Below are 14,930 nucleotides of genomic sequence, written 5' to 3'. Positions count from 1 at the left end.
CCGCCGCCCTCCCCGGCCCCCGTTTCCGCCCCGGCACCCCCCGGCGCCTCCCCCTCGGGCCGTCAGCTGCGGGAACGGGCTCGCGAGCGGGTCAGCGCGAGAGCGCCGCCGCCCGCCAGCAGGAGGGCGAGCGCCCCGGCCGCGATGTACGGGGTGGCGGAGCTGCCACCGGTCTCGGCGAGGTGCTCGGTGGGGGTGACGCCGGCGTTGTTGGTCTTGATGCCACCGGCGTCGCTCGGCTTGGCCGAGGGCTGCTCCGAAGGCCGTTCGCTGGGCTGCCCGGTCGGCTCGTCCGTCGGCTTGTCCGTCGGCTTGTCCGTCGGCTCGTCCGTCGGGGCCGTGCCCTCGGGCGTCTCGCAGGCGGCCTCGGCAAGGGTGACCGTGCCGTTGACCTCCGCGACACCGAGCTTCAGCGGGTCGACTTCCACGTGTAGTTCGAGGGCCGTTGCCGCGGCGCTGCGACTGGCGGTGGAGGTGCGGGAGAGGTCCAGGGTGACCTGCCCGACTCCCGGCACCCCGACCTGGGTCCGGCCACCGGCCGACAGGGTGGTCTTCTTCCCGAAGACGGTCACGTGGCCGAGGACGTTGGACGTGGCAACCGGCTGCTTCCCCACCTCGCACAGCGCCGTGGACGTCACCTCTTCGACCTCGATGAGGGAGAGCAGCGGGATGCCGGGGACGTGGACCCGGGCCTTGACCAGATTGACGTGCCCCTCGGCCCTCCCCTCGTCCACGGTCGCGTCCGAGGTGGCGACGTCCGCCCTGAGGAGGTCGATCGGCTTCCCGCCCTCGGCCCCCTGCACCTTCACGGAGAGCGCCGTCTCGTCGCCGCTCTCCGGTGCTTCGACCTCGTTGAGGGAGGCCCGCACCGGCACTTCCACGGCCTTGCCCAGGAGGGAGACGTCGAGGCCGGCCCGCAGCACGGAGGCGGTGGCACGCCCTTCGCCGCCCGAGGCGTGCGCCGCCGGAGCCGCCAGGAGCACGGGGCCGACGGCCAGGGCGGCGACGGTCACGGCAGCGGCGGTACGGCGCACCGGCATGCGGAAGGTGTTGCTGTTCACGATGGTGGAACCCCCACGGAAGACATGGCGTCGCCGGCCGCTCGCCTCGGGGACGGTGGGTCGCTGCGGCTCCTGCGACTTGAGACACCGAAATCTTTACGCACGGAGAGTGAACCGGCAGTCGCCCGGGGTGAGTTCACCCCAACGGGGGGTTTCCGTGTTCATTTTCGATTCTTTTCGGCACAAACGTTCCCACCCTTCCTGCGCGCCTCGTACGGGGCGACACACGCAGCTTGGGTGAGAACGATCCACAGTGCGGTCGGGTCACGGGACGTCAACCCGGCACGAGCGCAAGGGGGGAGGGACGCCGCACCGAAAACGTCAGCGGCACCGCACGCCTCGATGCTCATCGATCCGGAAGGACCACCACCTCGACGAGTTCCCGAACGAGCCCTTCGGAGACGGGATCACCGGTGACGAGCAGTCGGAGGTAGACCGGGCCGAGCAGCAGGTCGACGGCCAGCTCCGCATCGGAAAGACGCAGCCGCCCCTGCTCCTCGGCCCGCCGCAGGACCTGTCGGAGGATGGTGCGCCGCTCCCGCTCCACCTCGTGCAGCGCCGCGGCGAGTTCGGGGGATCGGGGTCGCTCGCTGACCAGTCCGGCGATGACCCGGCCGAGTTCGGTGCCGGTGAGCAGGCGCACGGTATTGGACAGCACGGTGACGAGGTCCGCGCGCACGTCGGCGGTGTGCGGGGCTTCGGGGTTGGCCGCCGCGAAGGAGTGCCGAACCGCGGCAGCGATCAACTCGGTGCGGTCCTTCCACCGCCGGTAGACCGTGGGCCGGGAGACGCCCGCGCGAACCGCCACCGCGTCGACCGACACCCCCGCCGCCCCGCCCTCCGCCAGCAGTTCGACCGCGGCCCGCAGGATGCGCGCCGACGCCTCGTCGCTGCGCGGTCGCCCGGCCGCGGAAGCCCGCTCACCCACCGGCCACCGACCCCCGGGCGGCGACGGCCTCGTCGTACGCGACGAAGCCGTCTTCGATCCCCATGGCGACCTGCTTCACCACGACGTACGGCACCGAGAAGAGCTCGGTGTCCCGGACCGCCTCCCAGAACATGTAGTAGGCGGAGAGGTCCTCGGTCTCGATGAAGAGGATGTCGCTGTAGTCGGCGCAGAACGCCTCCGAGTCGAACCAACGGAGGCGGACCCCGTCGGCCCGGGCGGCGAGGGCCCGGACCGCCTCCCAGGTACGGGCCCGCTCACTGCGCTCCAGACGGAGCCAGGCGGGCTGGAACTGCAGCATGTTCATCACCACGTACGTCATGACGCTCCTCGCGCTGGATGGGACCCCATGGGGTCGTGGAATTAGATTACATTACTGCTCTGTAATCTAATTCCACACGAGGAGGTCGGCATGTCCGATACGGATCGCACGGGAATCGCCGTGATCACCGGCGGCACCGCGGGCGTGGGTCTGGCACTGGCCAGAAGGCTCGCGGGGCGCGGCGAGCGGGTCGTCGTCTGTGGCCGCGACCAGGACCGCCTGGCCGCCGCCGAGGCCCTTCCGGGGATCGAGGCCATCCGCTGTGACCTCTCGGTGGAGAGCGAGGTGGTCTCCCTGACCGAGCAGTTGCGCACCAGAGGGGGCATTCGGCTCCTGATCAACAACGCGGCGGTCCAGTTCGAGTACCGGCTGACCGCACACGACCCCGCCGACCTGCTCCGCACCATGGACACCGAGATCGGGACCAATCTGACCGGCCCGGTCAAGCTCACCGCGCTCGCCCTGCCCCTGGTGCTGTCGGGGGGTCTGATCGTCAACGTCACTTCGGCGCTGGCCCTGTCCCCGAAGCGCACCGCTCCCCTGTACTGCGCCACCAAGGCCGCACTGCGCAGTTACACCACCGCCCTGCGCCACCAACTCGCCGAGGACGAGCGGGGCATCCGGGTCACGGAGGCCGTGCTGCCCCTCGTCGACACGGCCATGACGGCCGGCCGGGGCAGCGGCAAGATCAGCCCGGAACGGGCGGCCACGGAACTGCTGCGCGGCATGGACCGCGCCCGACCCGTCATCCGCGTGGGCAAGGTGCGCGCCCTGACGGTCCTGCACCGGCTGTCGCCCGCGCTGGTGGCACGTCTGCTCCGGGACGGCTGACCGCACCACCGGAAGTCGGCCCGCCCCGTCCGCCCGGCACGCGTTCCGCCCACCGGGCCCTCCGCACCGGCACGCGGCCCCGGCGCACCCCACCGGAGGCCGCAGTTGCCGGATGCAGGCAATCGGGGACCGTCGTGGTGGCCGTCGGTCGGCCGTGGGCAGCCGGTACGAGGACGGCGTCGTCGTCCGGGTGTGGGCGGACGGGGCGGCCGCGTTCCGGAGGTCAACCCCGCAAGCCGGTACGGACCGCCCCACAGGCGGCCCGCCTCACCCCGCCGTCACCATCGCACCAGCTTTCGTGCCGCCGTGGCCGAGGCGGGGCGGCCGTGTCCGAACAGGAGTCGGCTCGGGTCGTGTTCCAGTACCGCGCGTACGCTCGCGGTCACTTGCGCGGGGTCCTGGGCGAGGAAGGGCATGCCGGGGCGGTCGCGCCGCAGCATTCCACCGGTCAGGAGGTCACCGAGGAGGGCGCTGCCGTCCGGGCGGTGGAGCAGGGTGATGGACCCGGGCGTGTGGCCGGGGGTGTGCAGCACGGTCAGCGGTGGGCCGTACGCGTCCAGTGCGCCACCGTCCTCAAGCACGAGATCCGGGGTGAACGCGGGGAACGCGGGGTTCAGGGTGCTGCGCAGTATCCGGCCGAACAGCCGCTGGGGTTCGTACAGCCGACTGGTTCCGGTGGTGGCCCAGTCCACTTCGGCCGAGTGCACCGCGACCGGTGCCCCGAGCTCACGGCTCAGCTCGGCGGCACCGCCGGCGTGATCGGGGTGACAATGGGTCAGGACGATCAGCGATATCCCGTCAGGGTCGACGCCGGCCCTGACGAGGCGGCGCAGCAGCGTGCGGGTGGAGCCGGCCGGTCCGGCATCCACGAGCACCGTGCCGCGTTCCGCGAGGACGGCGTGGGCGGTGGACTGCCTCAGATGGATGCTGACGATGCCGTTCATGCGGGTCCCACCGTTCCTGCCGCGGCGCCCGAGGAGGGGCGAGCGGGTGCCGTGTGGATCGAGCCCAGGCAGTCCTCTATGCGGGCGGCGTCCGGGGGGCCGGCGTAGGCCAGGTGCCGGTCCGGGCGGACGAGGTAGGCCATGGGCCCGCGTCCGTACAACCGGGCGGCTTGGCGGCCCCGGTCGAGTGCTGCGGGGACGGCGTCGACCGTGCCCCTCCGGACGGCTGGTCCCCACCGGGTGGTCAGCACCGTCCCGGTGAGCACGCCGTGCCAGCGCCGGTACAGCTCGGTGAGTGACGCGTCCACCGGATCGGCGTCCGCCGTGGTGGTGAGCAGCAGGGTGCACGCGTCGGACGGCAGCAAGTCGTGCAGACGCACGGAGCGGTTGGTGAGGCCGTCGAAGAGCAGTGGGTCAGGGAGCCGGTCACCGGCCGCCAGGGAGCTTCCACGACCGGGGATGCGCGGTGTGCGGCGGTAGCTGTGGCCGAGTTGGGAGAACCGGCGGGCGAGGCCGTGCTGCGCCGGAGGCGCGTGCTGCAGCAGGGTCATCACCGCGTCGCGCAGGTGACGGCGTGCATCGTCACGCAGCAGCATGGCCGTGGCGCCGCGGTGGGTGAACGCCACCACGTCCCGGGCGATGCGGTGCCGCTCGGGCTGGTAGGTGTCCAGCAAGGAGCCGGGGGACCGGCCGGTGACCACCGAGGCCAGCTTCCAGCCCAGGTTCATGGCGTCCCCGATGCCGAGGTTCAGGCCCTGTCCGCCGAAAGGCGTGTGGACGTGGGCGGCGTCCCCGGCCAGGAACACCCGGCCGCTGCGGTAGCGGACGGCCTGCTTGTGGGCGAGGCGGAAGGTCCAGAACTCGTCGACCGACCGGATCGTGCCGGTGACGGCGGCCCTGCGGAGAGCCTGCTGCGCGTCGGCCAGGCTGGGCTCGACCAGAGTGCCGTCGGCGGCACGGTTCTGGGTGTAGGCGAGCCGGTAGCGCCGCTCTCCGGGCAACGGGAACACCCCGCAGATGCCGTCGGCGTCGGCAGAGAAGGTCATTTCGTTGCGGGGCAGGGGCCAGTCGACGATCGCGTCACACAGCACCCAGTCGTCGGTGTAGGCGTCACCGGCGAAGGCTATGCCGAGCTGCGAACGCACCGTGCTGTGCGCGCCGTCGCAGCCGACCAGCCAGTCCGCCGCGATCCTGTCGGTCCCGCCCTCCGGGGTCGCGACCGTGACGGTCACCGCGTCGTCGGTCTGCTCGACGCGAGTGCAGGTGGTGTTGCGCTCGATCGAGACGCCCGCGTCGGCGAGACGATCGATGAGGATGTGCTCGGTGCGGGCCTGCGGGATGTCCGTCATGTGCGGATAGGCCGTGTCGCGCAGAGTGCGGAAATCCACCGCGATCCGGTCGCGATGGGCCGTGCGCAGTTGCAGGACGTCGACCCGCTGCCCTTCGGCCAGGACTCGGTCGGCCACCTCCAGGGTGCGCAGGTGTTCCAAGGTCCGGGCGTGCAGGGCCGCCGACTTGGTGGCCTCCAGCACTCCGGCGTGTTTGTCGATGATGCGCGCCATCACTCCGAAGCGGTTCAGCCGGGCAGCGAGGGCGAGCCCGGTCGGGCCTGCCCCGACGATCAGTACCTGGGTGTGCTGCATCACACCTCCTAAAAAAGGGAGTGTTCGCTCTTTTTTATGGAGAGTGGCCGCTCGGCAGGTTTGTTGTCAAGAGCGAGCGCTCGCTTTAACGTGGCGACATGCCCCGAGTCAGCGCCGCATACCGCGCAGCCCGCCGCGACCACATCCTCGCGGCGGCCTCGGCGTGTTTCGCTCGCGACGGCTTCCACCGCACGACCATCCAGGACGTCATCGACGCGGCGGACATGTCCCCCGGCGCGGTCTACCGGTACTTCCGCACCAAGGACGAGATCATCGCGGCGATCTCGCTCGACGCGACCGCCATGGTGGAGACGGCCGTACGCGATGCCCTGAACACCCGGCAGCCGCTCTCCGAGCTCTTCGCCGACCTGCCCCGGACGCTCGCGGGCCTCGATCGCGCCGAGGACCGGTTCCGGCTGGCGGTCCAGGCGTGGAGCGAGGTGCTGCGCAACCCCACACTGTCCGCCGCGATGCAGCACGGCCTGCGAGGGGTGCGCGACGCATTGAGCGAGCGCATCGCGCAGGGGCAGGCGGAGGGCGAAGTGGCTGCCGCGGTCCACCCCGCCGCGGCAGCCGGTGTCCTGCTGTCCCTGCTCCAGGGCTTCATCCTGCAGATGGCCTGGCAGCCGGAGCTGTCCGCCGACGTCTACGGTGACGCGGCGTCCGCCGTCATCACGGGGCAGCTCTCCAGCGGCTGCACCGACTGACTGCACCGACCGACTGCACTCGACGGCGCAATTCGCTCCGCTCGCAGCCAAACCGCCGGCCCGCCGGAGGACACGACGAAGCGCCGGGGGCATCGGAGGACCAACCGGCCGGCCACCGGCCCGAGCGCGGCGGCTGCCGCCGGGGCGGCGACGGGCCGGGGCCGGACGCCGGCGCGGCCGAGCACCCGCCGCGGACCCCAGACTCCCCCATGGACATGATCTTCGCGATCGCACGCGACATTACGATCCGAGCCTCACCTTCCACATATATTCCGGCGTTTGAGCCCTGGCGACCGTATGGGATCGCAAAGACCCTTCAGCGTTGTGGCACCCATCACATTCCACTCCAAGGCGCCCCGCCGGCGCCCCTTGCGGCCCTAGCGTTACCAACCGTCACAGCGCGATTGCGAGAACCAGTTCGATTGCGGTCGGTGCTGCGACGCATGCCATCCCCGGCCAAAGGGGGCGGTGCTCGCTTCAGGGGGGAACGTACGGAGACCAACACGTGCAAGGGGATCGCTGTCGCGCCCCTGGCTGCCGCTGTCGTTGTCGGGGGCGCTTCGGCTGCGCTCGCACGTGACGGCAACGCCTCCATCTGGGTCGGCAACACGTGCGCGCGCATGAGCGGCTCCGTCTGCTGGTACCCCGAGGGCAGCAACCCCGGCGGCATGGAGGTGTCCGGGTACCTGTACGACGCCGAAGGTGACTCCCCCTCCGTCAAGGTCCAGGGGAAGGTCTCCGGCTACGGCTACGGCACGCCGTGGACCGGCTCCAAGGGAAACGAGGCCCGAGTGCGGGGCGACGAGGTCGTCTACGCCCCCGCGGCGCTCTACGCGAACGACGGCAGCATGCAGACCTGCCGGTACAACGGCTGGGGCACCGACAAGTGCACCAGTGCGTACATGACTCGCTGATCCCACGGGCGGCGGGCCACTCCGGTGGTCCGCCGCCCGTCTCTTTTGCGCACAGCCAGAACGAACGGAAACGGCATGCTTGTCGCGGAGAACGTCGGTCACGCCTATCGGACCGCCACCGTTCTGTCAGAAGTCGAAGTGACCGTGGCCGAGGGAGAGAAGGTTGCCCTCGTCGGCCCGAGCGGATCGGGGAAGACCACCCTGCTGTACTGCCTGGCGGGGCTGATGCAGCCCTCCAACGGCCGTATCTCTTTCCAGGGGAAGGATCTCGGCGCGCTCGGAGACGCCCAGCGGTCCGAGGTGAGACAGCGGTCATTCGGCTTCGTCTTCCAGTCCGCGGAGCTCGTCCCCGAACTCACTCTGCGGGAGAACGTCCTGCTGCCGTTGGAGCTCCAGAAGGTCCCCGTCCGAGAGCGCACCCGCAGAGTCGACGGGTTGTTGGAGCGGCTCGGGCTGACCGAGCAGGCGAAGAAGCGCCCCGCCAAGGTGTCCGGCGGTCAGGCACAGCGCGCGGCGGTGGCTCGCGCTGTGGTGCATCGGCCGGCCGTGGTCTTCGCGGACGAGCCGACCGGGGCCCTGGACCGTGCCAACGGCGCGGTCGTGGTCGACCTGCTGTGGGAGCTCGCCGAGGAACAGGGCACTGCCGTCGTCATGGTCACCCACGACCGGGACCTCTCGCTCCGTGCGGACCGCTCGATCGAGTTACTCGACGGCACGATCGTGCCGCAGGCGCCGGAGAACCGGTCATGAGCGATGTACGACTTCTGGTCAGGGTGCTGCGCGGCGGCGGTGCCGCCGGAGTGGCCCGCCTCGCGCTGATGGTGGCGGGCATCGCCATGGGTGTGGTCGTCGTCGTTCTGCTCGCCACCATGCCGGGAGCACTCGGGAAGCGTGCCGAGCTCAGCTCCGCACGCGCACCCCTGCCGACGACGGCACAGACCGGTGGATCCGGAGCCCCGTTCGCGTACCAGGTGCTCCACGGCTCGTGGGGCGGCGAGCGATTCACCCGAATCATGGTCGCCCTCGACGCCGACGTGGCGGAGCCGCCGCCCGGGGTACCGGCGCTGCCCCGACCGGGGCAGGTCGTGCTGTCCCCCAAGGCCCGCGCCAGGGCCGAAGCCGACGCGTCCTTCGCCAAGCTCGTGCCCGGGACTCCCGCAGGGGAGATCGCCCCGGCGGGCCTGCTCGGCCCCGACGAGCTGTATGCCTACGTCGGTGTCCCGGCCGATCAGATCGCCGAAGCGCGCACCGCCCGGGGCTGGGGCGGAAGGAACGCGGACGTCGATGTCCGCGAGCGTTTTTCCCAGGTGCCCCTTGAACTGGCCCTGATCACCGCGGCCCCCGCGATCATCTACCTCAACGTCTGCGCCCGGCTGTCGGCCGTGACACGGACCCGCCGCTACGCCGCTCTGCGGCTCGTCGGAATGAGCCGTCGCCAGGTACTGCGTCTCGCGGCTCTGGAGTCCGCGACCGCCGGTTCCCTGGGAGCCCTGCTCGGTCTCGCCCTCTACTCGGCCGCCAACCGCTACGTCGGCCCGTCCGGGACGGTGGGGTTCAGCTGGTACGCGGACACCTCGCGCGTGTCGGCACCCATCGCTGTCGTCACCGTGGCCATCGTGACTCTGGCTGTTGGATTCATCGGCTCCAAGAACACGTCGCAGGCGTTGGCGAAGCCGTTGCAAGCCCGCTTCGAGGGGGCTGAGAAGCCCCCCAGGTGGTGGCACGCGCTACCGTTCGCCCTCGGGCTGGGCCTCATCGTCTACCCCGTCATGAATGCCGATGCCCCTCGCGGCACGGCGGCGACAGCAGAAGGCGTCCTTCTCATTCTCGGTGTCGGCCTGGTCTCAGTCGGCATGCTCTTCGCGTTGCGCCCCGTGCTCGTCGGGCTGGCGCAGTGGGCCGGCGGCAACCGGATCCCGCTCGCCGCCCGACTGGCGGCCCGCAAGGTCGAGTACGAGTCGCAGGGCCTGACCTGGCACCTTTCCGGCCTGGTGCTTCTGGTCCTGGTGGCATGCATCGGAGCCGGCGTACTCCGCCAGGTCGAACTGACTTCGAGTCCTGCCGCCGGACCGACCGCGGTCGCCGTCGAGGCCCGTGAGGTTCCCGCGTCGACGCGGGAAAAGCTCCTGTTCCTCCCTGCCGCCACCCGCTGGTCAGCGCAGCAGAGCGTGATCCCCGAGGAGCCCTCCAGCACAGCCCCGCAAACGGTCGAGGCCGAGGTGCGGGCATTCGGGGCCACCCTGATCACGGCCGATTGCGCCACGGCGCGCCGGCTGACGGGCGAGGGGCTGCCCGACTGCCGAAACGGTACGCGCTACCGGGTCGCCGCCGGACCGCAGAAGCCGATCCCGTCGGGCATGCCGATCGCATTCCGTGATCAAAAGGGGGCCGTGACCCGGGTCATAGCGCCGGAGCCGCTGCTGAAGCTCACCATGGCCTCCACCTTCGCGGCCGGCCCGACGCTGCTGGACACCACACCGCAGCCGACCCTCGGCGTCACCGCCGACACCAGGCTCTGGTATCAACTTCCTTCAGACATCGACGTCATCGACCGCTTCGCATCCGAACTCGCCACGGTCGCACCGGCCGCGCTGCTGCGGGCCGGGGATCTCGACCTCGACGGCCTGGAGGACTTCCGGGTGCACCGCGGGACCGTCGACACGGGCATCGTCATCGCCTTCCTGCTCGGCCTCACCGCCTTCCTGGTGAGTGCCATCGGCCGCTCACTGGAACGCCGCAAGGACATCACCGCGCTCGTGGTGGTCGGTGTCCCCGGACGCACTCTCAGAACCGTGCAATGGCTGCAACTCCTCGCCCCCCTCTGCCTGGCCCTCGGCCTCGCGGCCCTCACCGGGGTGCTGGCGGGGAACGCGGTCCTACTCCTCCAAGGGCAGCAGAACGGCTGGTACGCGGGCACCCTCGACGCGGCGGGGCCGCTCGTGCTCACCGCTTTGGCATGCGCGGCAGTGGTGGGGGCGTTCACCGTGGGAGCCCGGCCACGACCGGAGGATCTACGTCGTGAGTAACGGAAGGGAAGGAGACATGGCGATGGCCGAGTCCGCGGAGACGGCGGCAGCCGGAGAGGAATCGTCCCGCTCATCGCGCCGCAGGGTCAGGGCGGCCGCTCTGGGAGCAGCGCTCCTGCTGGCCGGTGGTGTTTCCCTCGGGCTCGGGTACGACCGGCACGACGTCGGAACCGAGGTGATGGCTCCCGCCTTCGACGGAGACCACACGGCTCTCGTGGATGCGTCCTCGGCTGGAGGAAGCGACATCCGCCGCGGAGACGTCGTCGTCATCCGGGGTGGTTGGCCCGACGCCCCGGTCGGCCACCTCTACACCCTGAGGGTCATCGGCCTCGGTGGCGACAAGGTGAGCCACGCCCCCGACGGCGGAGTCTCGGTGAACGGCAAGACACTCACCGAGCCGTACGCACACGGAGACGACAACACCTTTGGTGCGTACCACATCACCGTGCCCAAGGACCGCGTCTTCCTCCTCGGAGACTCCCGCAGCATCGCGGTGGACTCACGGGCCCACCTCACCGCGGACTCGGGAACCCTGCCCGTCAGCCACATCAAGGGTCGGGTCGTCGGAACGGCCTGGCCGCTGTGGAAACTGGCCGACGACCCCGGCGTGGAGGTCCGCTTTCCCACACACGTGATCGTGTCGGCCGTGACCGCTCTCGGTGCGGCCCTGCTGTTGGCCGCCGCCCGGCCACGGATCCGCAGGGCCGCGGCCTCTGTCCGGGGGCGGCTGCCACGCAGGGGAACGATGCGATCCTGGTAGGCGCCACGACCCGTTGGGATCGAGCCTGCACTCCTGGGTGCGGGCCCGACCCCCACTCCATCGACCTGGCGCCTCAGCCCTGGTCACGTGACGGTGCCGGTCTGCCCAACCGGGGCTTCCCCTGCTGTGACCGTTCGGTCCGGGGGCGGGGTGGGCGGCTCTTGCCCGTCCGGCGTGGGCCCTGACGGTGCACCGGACGGACGGCTGCGGTCGGCGCACGGCCCGGGGGTAGGAGGCCGGGTCGCAGTCGTTGGTGCGCGTGTGCGCGTGGAAGCCCTTGCTCGTGCAGGGCGTCGATGATGCCGGCGGCGCTCTCGCCCTGCTTGGCCAGAAGCCCGGAGGCAATCCCGGTCAAGCCTCGTTCACCCATCACGGCCTGACCTGGGAAGACGTGCGTCAGGGGCGTCTTGGTCCCGCCCGGAGCAGATCAGATCGCGATGAGTCGGACGCGGTTACCGCACAGCTTGGCCATGTCGTCGACGTCCGACGTGAGCATGGCCACCGGGCCTGGCTGGCGGAGCGCGAACTCGGCGACGGTGGCGTCGATCGCGTACTCGTGGCCGTGCAGTCCGGCCTCTTCCAGCAGGCCGGCGGCGGCTCTGGCCGCCTGCTCGGTCACCGCTCCCACCTTGACCTGGGAGAGGATCCAGTTCAGTCGGGCGGTGTTCACCCGGGCGTGCATGACTTCCACGACGGTGTTGGCGCAGACGACGAGATCGGCAGCCATCGAATGGAAGGACCGGATCATCGCGAGCACGGCCCGGTCCTGTGAGATCCAGGCGGACAGCCCTTGGGAGTCCAGTACGACGGTCTCGATGCGATGGTTCACGCGGCGCTCGCCGACTCCTCGCGTTCGGCCGTGCCGAAGATTCTGGCCTGGGCCGCGGCCAACTCCTCGTCGGTGAACGCGCCGTGCTCCTCCTCGTAGCGGCGCAGTTCCTCACCGAGCAGCTGGTGTCTGATCTGGCGGGCGACCGCCTCCGCTACATAGCCGGAGACGTTGTCCGTGAGCCTCTTCAGCTCCGCCACCTGCTCAGTGGGGAGAGTGACCGTGATGCGGGTCGTATCAGCCATGGAATCAGCATACTGCGGTATGCGCGTCACCTGTCGAGCTCTCCACGTACGAGCTCAGCGCCGTCCCGCGCTGAGCAGTTCACTCAGGCGGTCGCCGATCACGGACACCCCAGGGCGCGGGTCGCTCTCGTAGTACCAGGGCTTGCGTCGGCGTAGCAGCGCGTCGCCGTGCTCGCTCCAGGTGAATCCGGGCTTCCTCAGCAGTTTCCGGAACACGGTGTCCGCCGTCTCCGGGTGAGCGGCGACCAGCCGGCGGATCGGCAATGGCGTGATCGACTCCTCGCGCAGGTACGTGCGCAGCAGGTCCTGGTGCTGTCTGCGACCCGTGAGGGCGGGGTCTGTGAAGAGGTCCCGCAGCATCCCGTAGTCGGCGTAGAAGTTGAGCCCGTCGACCTGGTCGTAGACGACGCCGACGGTGTCCGAGTCCGCCAGTTCTGACGGCAGCTCGAAGAAGGGCAGGTCGAGGCCGGGGGGCCGCTTGCGTCGGGCACGACCAGGCTGTGCGGCGACGGCTGCCTTTTGGCGGTGGCGGTAGTAGGCGTTGAGGAGGTCCTCGGCTTCGGCAGGTGGAAGGACCAGTTCGTCGCCACCGCAGAACTCGACGAACGCTGCCCGGTCCTCCCGCATCCGCTGCCAGCCCTGCTCGATCTTCTCGGCGTTGCGGAAGACCAGTTCGGGGTGGTGCGTGGCCAGTTGCAGGGCTGCTTGGGCGATCTCGGTGGCGCTGGACCTGGGGTAGCTCGTCATCGCCCCGGATACCAACCACGCCCCGCCAACCGAGCGGACGGGTACCAGGCAGGTATGGAGGAATCCCCCCTTGGACACTCCACGAAATGCCGCCCGCCCGACGTTCGAGTACGTGCGGTACTCCAGGTCGTCGACAAGGTTCAGCAGGATGACGGCATCGCCGTCCTTGCGCCGGATCTCGAAGACGCCCTCGACCGGGTCACGCCAGCCGAGCAGCATCTCCCGGTCGGCCGCGGCCAAGTCCTTCCGGCCGGTGACGAAGCGGTCCACCACGGTCGAACCGTCCGGCAACCGGTACCGCAGGATGAAGTGGTCGGTGATCCGGATCGCCTCACCCTCGTCCAACTGCCGTTCAGGCCCAGCAGCCTCCAGCAGGAGGGGTGTCAACCACCGGTCGAAGCGGGCACTCTGCGCGAAGGTGACCAGCCGCCCCTTCAATTCGGCGCTGCGCTCGATGAGATCAGCCAATGACGGTTCATGAGCACCCTGACGTGCGCCCTGTGCGGCCTCAGCCACGTTCAGCCCTTTCGTACGAGCCGGTTCCGCATGAAGTGAGAGGTGTCCGGCCTCAACCGGCCCAGTGACGGTACGCCTCGATCCACTCCGCGCCGTCGGGAGCGGGGCTGGGCAACGGCAGATCCAGGATCCCGATCGACTGCCGGACGCGACCGCGAGAGCACGAGGCGACGATCCTGCCGTCGGGCGTGAGGTCGATGCCGCACACCTTCACCTCGACGCCGAGAACCGCAGTGGTGAAGGGCAGGTCGAGGTACTCCTCAAGCATGGTGAACAGGCCGGTCCGCTGCTCGTCCTCGCCGTAGGCGTCCACCGTCGCCTCTTCGATCATGGCCTCAAGCTCAGCCCTGTCCAGCGTGCCCATGACGCCACGGTAGCGGCCCGCATCGCGACGTCACTGTGGCTTCCCGAATCTGCTCCGTCGGTATATCCGTGACAGCGGGAGGCCCGCGTATCGTCGAGGTCATGCGTCTGAGCACGGTGATCCTCCCCATCCACCGATGGGCCGAAGGGCAGAAGATCTGGCGGCGGGCCGAAGACCTCGGCTTCCACGCCGCGTACACGTACGACCACCTCTCCTGGCGGTCGTTCCGCGACGGGCCGTGGTTCGGGGCGATCCCCACGCTGACGGCGGCGGCGACAGTCACACAGAGCATGCGTCTGGGCACCCTCGTGACCTCTCCCAACTTCCGACACCCGGTGACCTTGGCCAAGGAACTGATCACGCTGGACGACGTGTCCGGCGGGCGGGTCACGCTCGGCATCGGGGCCGGGGGGAACGGCTTCGACGCCACCGTGCTCGGACAAAAGGCGTGGACGCCGAAGGAGCGGGCGGACCGGTTCGGCGAGTTCGTTCCGCTGCTCGACCGGCTCCTCACCGAGGGGGCGGTCTCGCACGAGGGCGACTTCTACTCGGCGGAGGAGGCGCGGAACGTCCCCGGTTGCGTCCAGCGACCCCGGCTCCCCTTCGCCGTGGCGGCGACCGGGCCGCGCGGACTGAAGCTGGCCGCCCGCCACGGGCAGGCATGGGTGACGACCGGCGACCCGAAGCTGTACGAGACGGGCACCCCGGAGCAGTCGGTGGCGGCCCTGCGCGGGCAGATCGAGAGGCTCGGCAAGGCGTGCGCGGAGCTGGGTCGGGACGTGGCCGGGCTGGACAAGGTCCTGCTCCACGGCTTCACCCCGGACCGGAACGGGCCGCTGGAGTCCGTGGACGCATTCGTCGACTTCGCGGGACGCCACCGCGAGCTCGGCTTCACCGAGATCGTGATCCACTGGCCGATCCCCGACTCGGACTTCGCCTCCGACCCGGCCGCCTTCGAGCGGATCGCCACCGAGGCGGTCGCCCAACTCGGCTGAGCGCCCGATCCGTTCGCCGCCCCGTCGCCCCGAGGGGCGGCGGGGCACGTGCGGGCCGCTCGGCCCCGCACCCGCCCCGC

16 protein-coding genes are annotated in these 14,930 nt (G+C 70.4%); 7 read left to right on the top strand and 9 right to left on the bottom strand.

What is annotated here, in order from left to right:
- Positions 1 to 62 precede the first annotated feature (62 nt).
- The 3 genes from ACFW2Y_RS28550 to ACFW2Y_RS28540 all read right to left on the bottom strand — a co-directional run bounded on the left by ACFW2Y_RS28550 (position 63) and on the right by ACFW2Y_RS28540 (position 2,329).
- Positions 63 to 1,061 (bottom strand): SCO1860 family LAETG-anchored protein, encoded by a 999-nt coding sequence (locus tag ACFW2Y_RS28550; protein ID WP_384884960.1) that lies wholly within the window; start codon positions 1,059 to 1,061, stop codon positions 63 to 65.
- 346 nt (positions 1,062 to 1,407) lie between these two features.
- On the bottom strand, positions 1,408 to 1,989 hold the full coding sequence (locus ACFW2Y_RS28545) for a TetR/AcrR family transcriptional regulator (RefSeq protein WP_384884958.1): 582 nt from the start codon (positions 1,987 to 1,989) through the stop codon (positions 1,408 to 1,410).
- Positions 1,982 to 2,329, bottom strand: coding sequence for a darcynin family protein (locus ACFW2Y_RS28540; RefSeq protein ID WP_384884956.1), 348 nt, complete (start codon positions 2,327 to 2,329; stop codon positions 1,982 to 1,984). The genes ACFW2Y_RS28545 and ACFW2Y_RS28540 overlap by 8 nt, the downstream gene beginning before the upstream one ends.
- 90 nt (positions 2,330 to 2,419) lie before the next feature.
- On the opposite strand from ACFW2Y_RS28540, the gene ACFW2Y_RS28535 reads away from it, so the two are divergent.
- Positions 2,420 to 3,160 carry an SDR family oxidoreductase gene (locus ACFW2Y_RS28535; protein WP_384884955.1) on the top strand — a complete coding sequence of 247 codons (741 nt, stop codon included), beginning with the start codon at positions 2,420 to 2,422 and terminating at the stop codon, positions 3,158 to 3,160.
- 278 nt (positions 3,161 to 3,438) lie between these two features.
- Here the strand turns inward: ACFW2Y_RS28535 and ACFW2Y_RS28530 are convergent, their stop codons facing one another.
- Positions 3,439 to 4,104, bottom strand: coding sequence for an MBL fold metallo-hydrolase (locus ACFW2Y_RS28530; RefSeq protein ID WP_384884953.1), 666 nt, complete (start codon positions 4,102 to 4,104; stop codon positions 3,439 to 3,441).
- The gene (locus tag ACFW2Y_RS28525; protein WP_384884952.1) at positions 4,101 to 5,747 is read right to left on the bottom strand and encodes an FAD-dependent monooxygenase; all 1,647 of its coding nucleotides are present in this window, start codon (positions 5,745 to 5,747) and stop codon (positions 4,101 to 4,103) included. The genes ACFW2Y_RS28530 and ACFW2Y_RS28525 overlap by 4 nt, the downstream gene beginning before the upstream one ends.
- A 98-nt stretch (positions 5,748 to 5,845) precedes the next feature.
- Here ACFW2Y_RS28525 and ACFW2Y_RS28520 point away from each other — a divergent pair, with 98 nt between their 5' ends.
- From ACFW2Y_RS28520 to lepB, 5 genes are all read left to right on the top strand, one after another.
- Positions 5,846 to 6,454 (top strand): TetR/AcrR family transcriptional regulator, encoded by a 609-nt coding sequence (locus ACFW2Y_RS28520; RefSeq protein ID WP_384884950.1) that lies wholly within the window; start codon positions 5,846 to 5,848, stop codon positions 6,452 to 6,454.
- 620 nt (positions 6,455 to 7,074) lie between these two features.
- A complete protein-coding gene (locus ACFW2Y_RS28515; RefSeq protein WP_384884948.1) occupies positions 7,075 to 7,368 on the top strand; it encodes a hypothetical protein in 294 nt (97 codons plus the stop codon).
- A 75-nt stretch (positions 7,369 to 7,443) separates the two neighbouring features.
- Positions 7,444 to 8,118 (top strand): ABC transporter ATP-binding protein, encoded by a 675-nt coding sequence (locus ACFW2Y_RS28510; RefSeq protein ID WP_384884946.1) that lies wholly within the window; start codon positions 7,444 to 7,446, stop codon positions 8,116 to 8,118.
- A complete protein-coding gene (locus ACFW2Y_RS28505; protein WP_384884944.1) occupies positions 8,115 to 10,394 on the top strand; it encodes an FtsX-like permease family protein in 2,280 nt (759 codons plus the stop codon). Before ACFW2Y_RS28510 ends, ACFW2Y_RS28505 begins: the two co-directional genes overlap by 4 nt.
- Complete coding sequence (gene lepB / locus ACFW2Y_RS28500) at positions 10,387 to 11,154, top strand: signal peptidase I (protein ID WP_384884942.1); 768 nt, start codon at positions 10,387 to 10,389, stop codon at positions 11,152 to 11,154. Before ACFW2Y_RS28505 ends, lepB begins: the two co-directional genes overlap by 8 nt.
- Before the next feature lie 427 nt (positions 11,155 to 11,581).
- Here the strand turns inward: lepB and ACFW2Y_RS28495 are convergent, their stop codons facing one another.
- The 4 genes from ACFW2Y_RS28495 to ACFW2Y_RS28480 form a co-directional block, all read right to left on the bottom strand.
- Entirely contained in the window at positions 11,582 to 11,983 is a 402-nt protein-coding gene (locus ACFW2Y_RS28495; RefSeq protein WP_384884940.1) for a DNA-binding protein, read from the bottom strand.
- On the bottom strand, positions 11,980 to 12,228 hold the full coding sequence (locus ACFW2Y_RS28490) for a hypothetical protein (RefSeq protein ID WP_384884938.1): 249 nt from the start codon (positions 12,226 to 12,228) through the stop codon (positions 11,980 to 11,982). Before ACFW2Y_RS28490 ends, ACFW2Y_RS28495 begins: the two co-directional genes overlap by 4 nt.
- A 54-nt stretch (positions 12,229 to 12,282) precedes the next feature.
- Positions 12,283 to 13,443, bottom strand: a complete 1,161-nt coding sequence (locus tag ACFW2Y_RS28485) for a hypothetical protein (protein WP_384884936.1) — start codon at positions 13,441 to 13,443, stop codon at positions 12,283 to 12,285.
- Between the two features lie 100 nt (positions 13,444 to 13,543).
- Positions 13,544 to 13,855 (bottom strand): hypothetical protein, encoded by a 312-nt coding sequence (locus tag ACFW2Y_RS28480; RefSeq protein ID WP_384884934.1) that lies wholly within the window; start codon positions 13,853 to 13,855, stop codon positions 13,544 to 13,546.
- A 101-nt stretch (positions 13,856 to 13,956) separates the two neighbouring features.
- Here ACFW2Y_RS28480 and ACFW2Y_RS28475 point away from each other — a divergent pair, with 101 nt between their 5' ends.
- A complete protein-coding gene (locus tag ACFW2Y_RS28475; protein ID WP_384884932.1) occupies positions 13,957 to 14,850 on the top strand; it encodes an LLM class flavin-dependent oxidoreductase in 894 nt (297 codons plus the stop codon).
- Positions 14,851 to 14,930: the final 80 nt, after the last annotated feature.

It is taken from the genome of Streptomyces sp. NPDC058877 (genome assembly GCF_042742855.1).
Lineage (GTDB): Bacteria > Actinomycetota > Actinomycetes > Streptomycetales > Streptomycetaceae > Streptomyces.
This window is presented reverse-complemented; position numbering and strand designations above follow the sequence as displayed.

What these genes read in the sequence shown, in the direction of transcription:
- ACFW2Y_RS28540 (WP_384884956.1), bottom strand. Translation starts at nt 2,329, where the DNA reads ATGACGTACGTGGTGATGAACATGCTGCAGTTCCAGCCCGCCTGGCTC.
- ACFW2Y_RS28535 (WP_384884955.1), top strand. Translation starts at nt 2,420, where the DNA reads ATGTCCGATACGGATCGCACGGGAATCGCCGTGATCACCGGCGGCACC.
- ACFW2Y_RS28530 (WP_384884953.1), bottom strand. Translation starts at nt 4,104, where the DNA reads ATGAACGGCATCGTCAGCATCCATCTGAGGCAGTCCACCGCCCACGCC.
- ACFW2Y_RS28525 (WP_384884952.1), bottom strand. Translation starts at nt 5,747, where the DNA reads ATGCAGCACACCCAGGTACTGATCGTCGGGGCAGGCCCGACCGGGCTC.
- ACFW2Y_RS28520 (WP_384884950.1), top strand. Translation starts at nt 5,846, where the DNA reads ATGCCCCGAGTCAGCGCCGCATACCGCGCAGCCCGCCGCGACCACATC.
- ACFW2Y_RS28515 (WP_384884948.1), top strand. Translation starts at nt 7,075, where the DNA reads ATGAGCGGCTCCGTCTGCTGGTACCCCGAGGGCAGCAACCCCGGCGGC.
- ACFW2Y_RS28510 (WP_384884946.1), top strand. Translation starts at nt 7,444, where the DNA reads ATGCTTGTCGCGGAGAACGTCGGTCACGCCTATCGGACCGCCACCGTT.
- ACFW2Y_RS28505 (WP_384884944.1), top strand. Translation starts at nt 8,115, where the DNA reads ATGAGCGATGTACGACTTCTGGTCAGGGTGCTGCGCGGCGGCGGTGCC.
- ACFW2Y_RS28490 (WP_384884938.1), bottom strand. Translation starts at nt 12,228, where the DNA reads ATGGCTGATACGACCCGCATCACGGTCACTCTCCCCACTGAGCAGGTG.
- ACFW2Y_RS28480 (WP_384884934.1), bottom strand. Translation starts at nt 13,855, where the DNA reads ATGGGCACGCTGGACAGGGCTGAGCTTGAGGCCATGATCGAAGAGGCG.
- ACFW2Y_RS28475 (WP_384884932.1), top strand. Translation starts at nt 13,957, where the DNA reads ATGCGTCTGAGCACGGTGATCCTCCCCATCCACCGATGGGCCGAAGGG.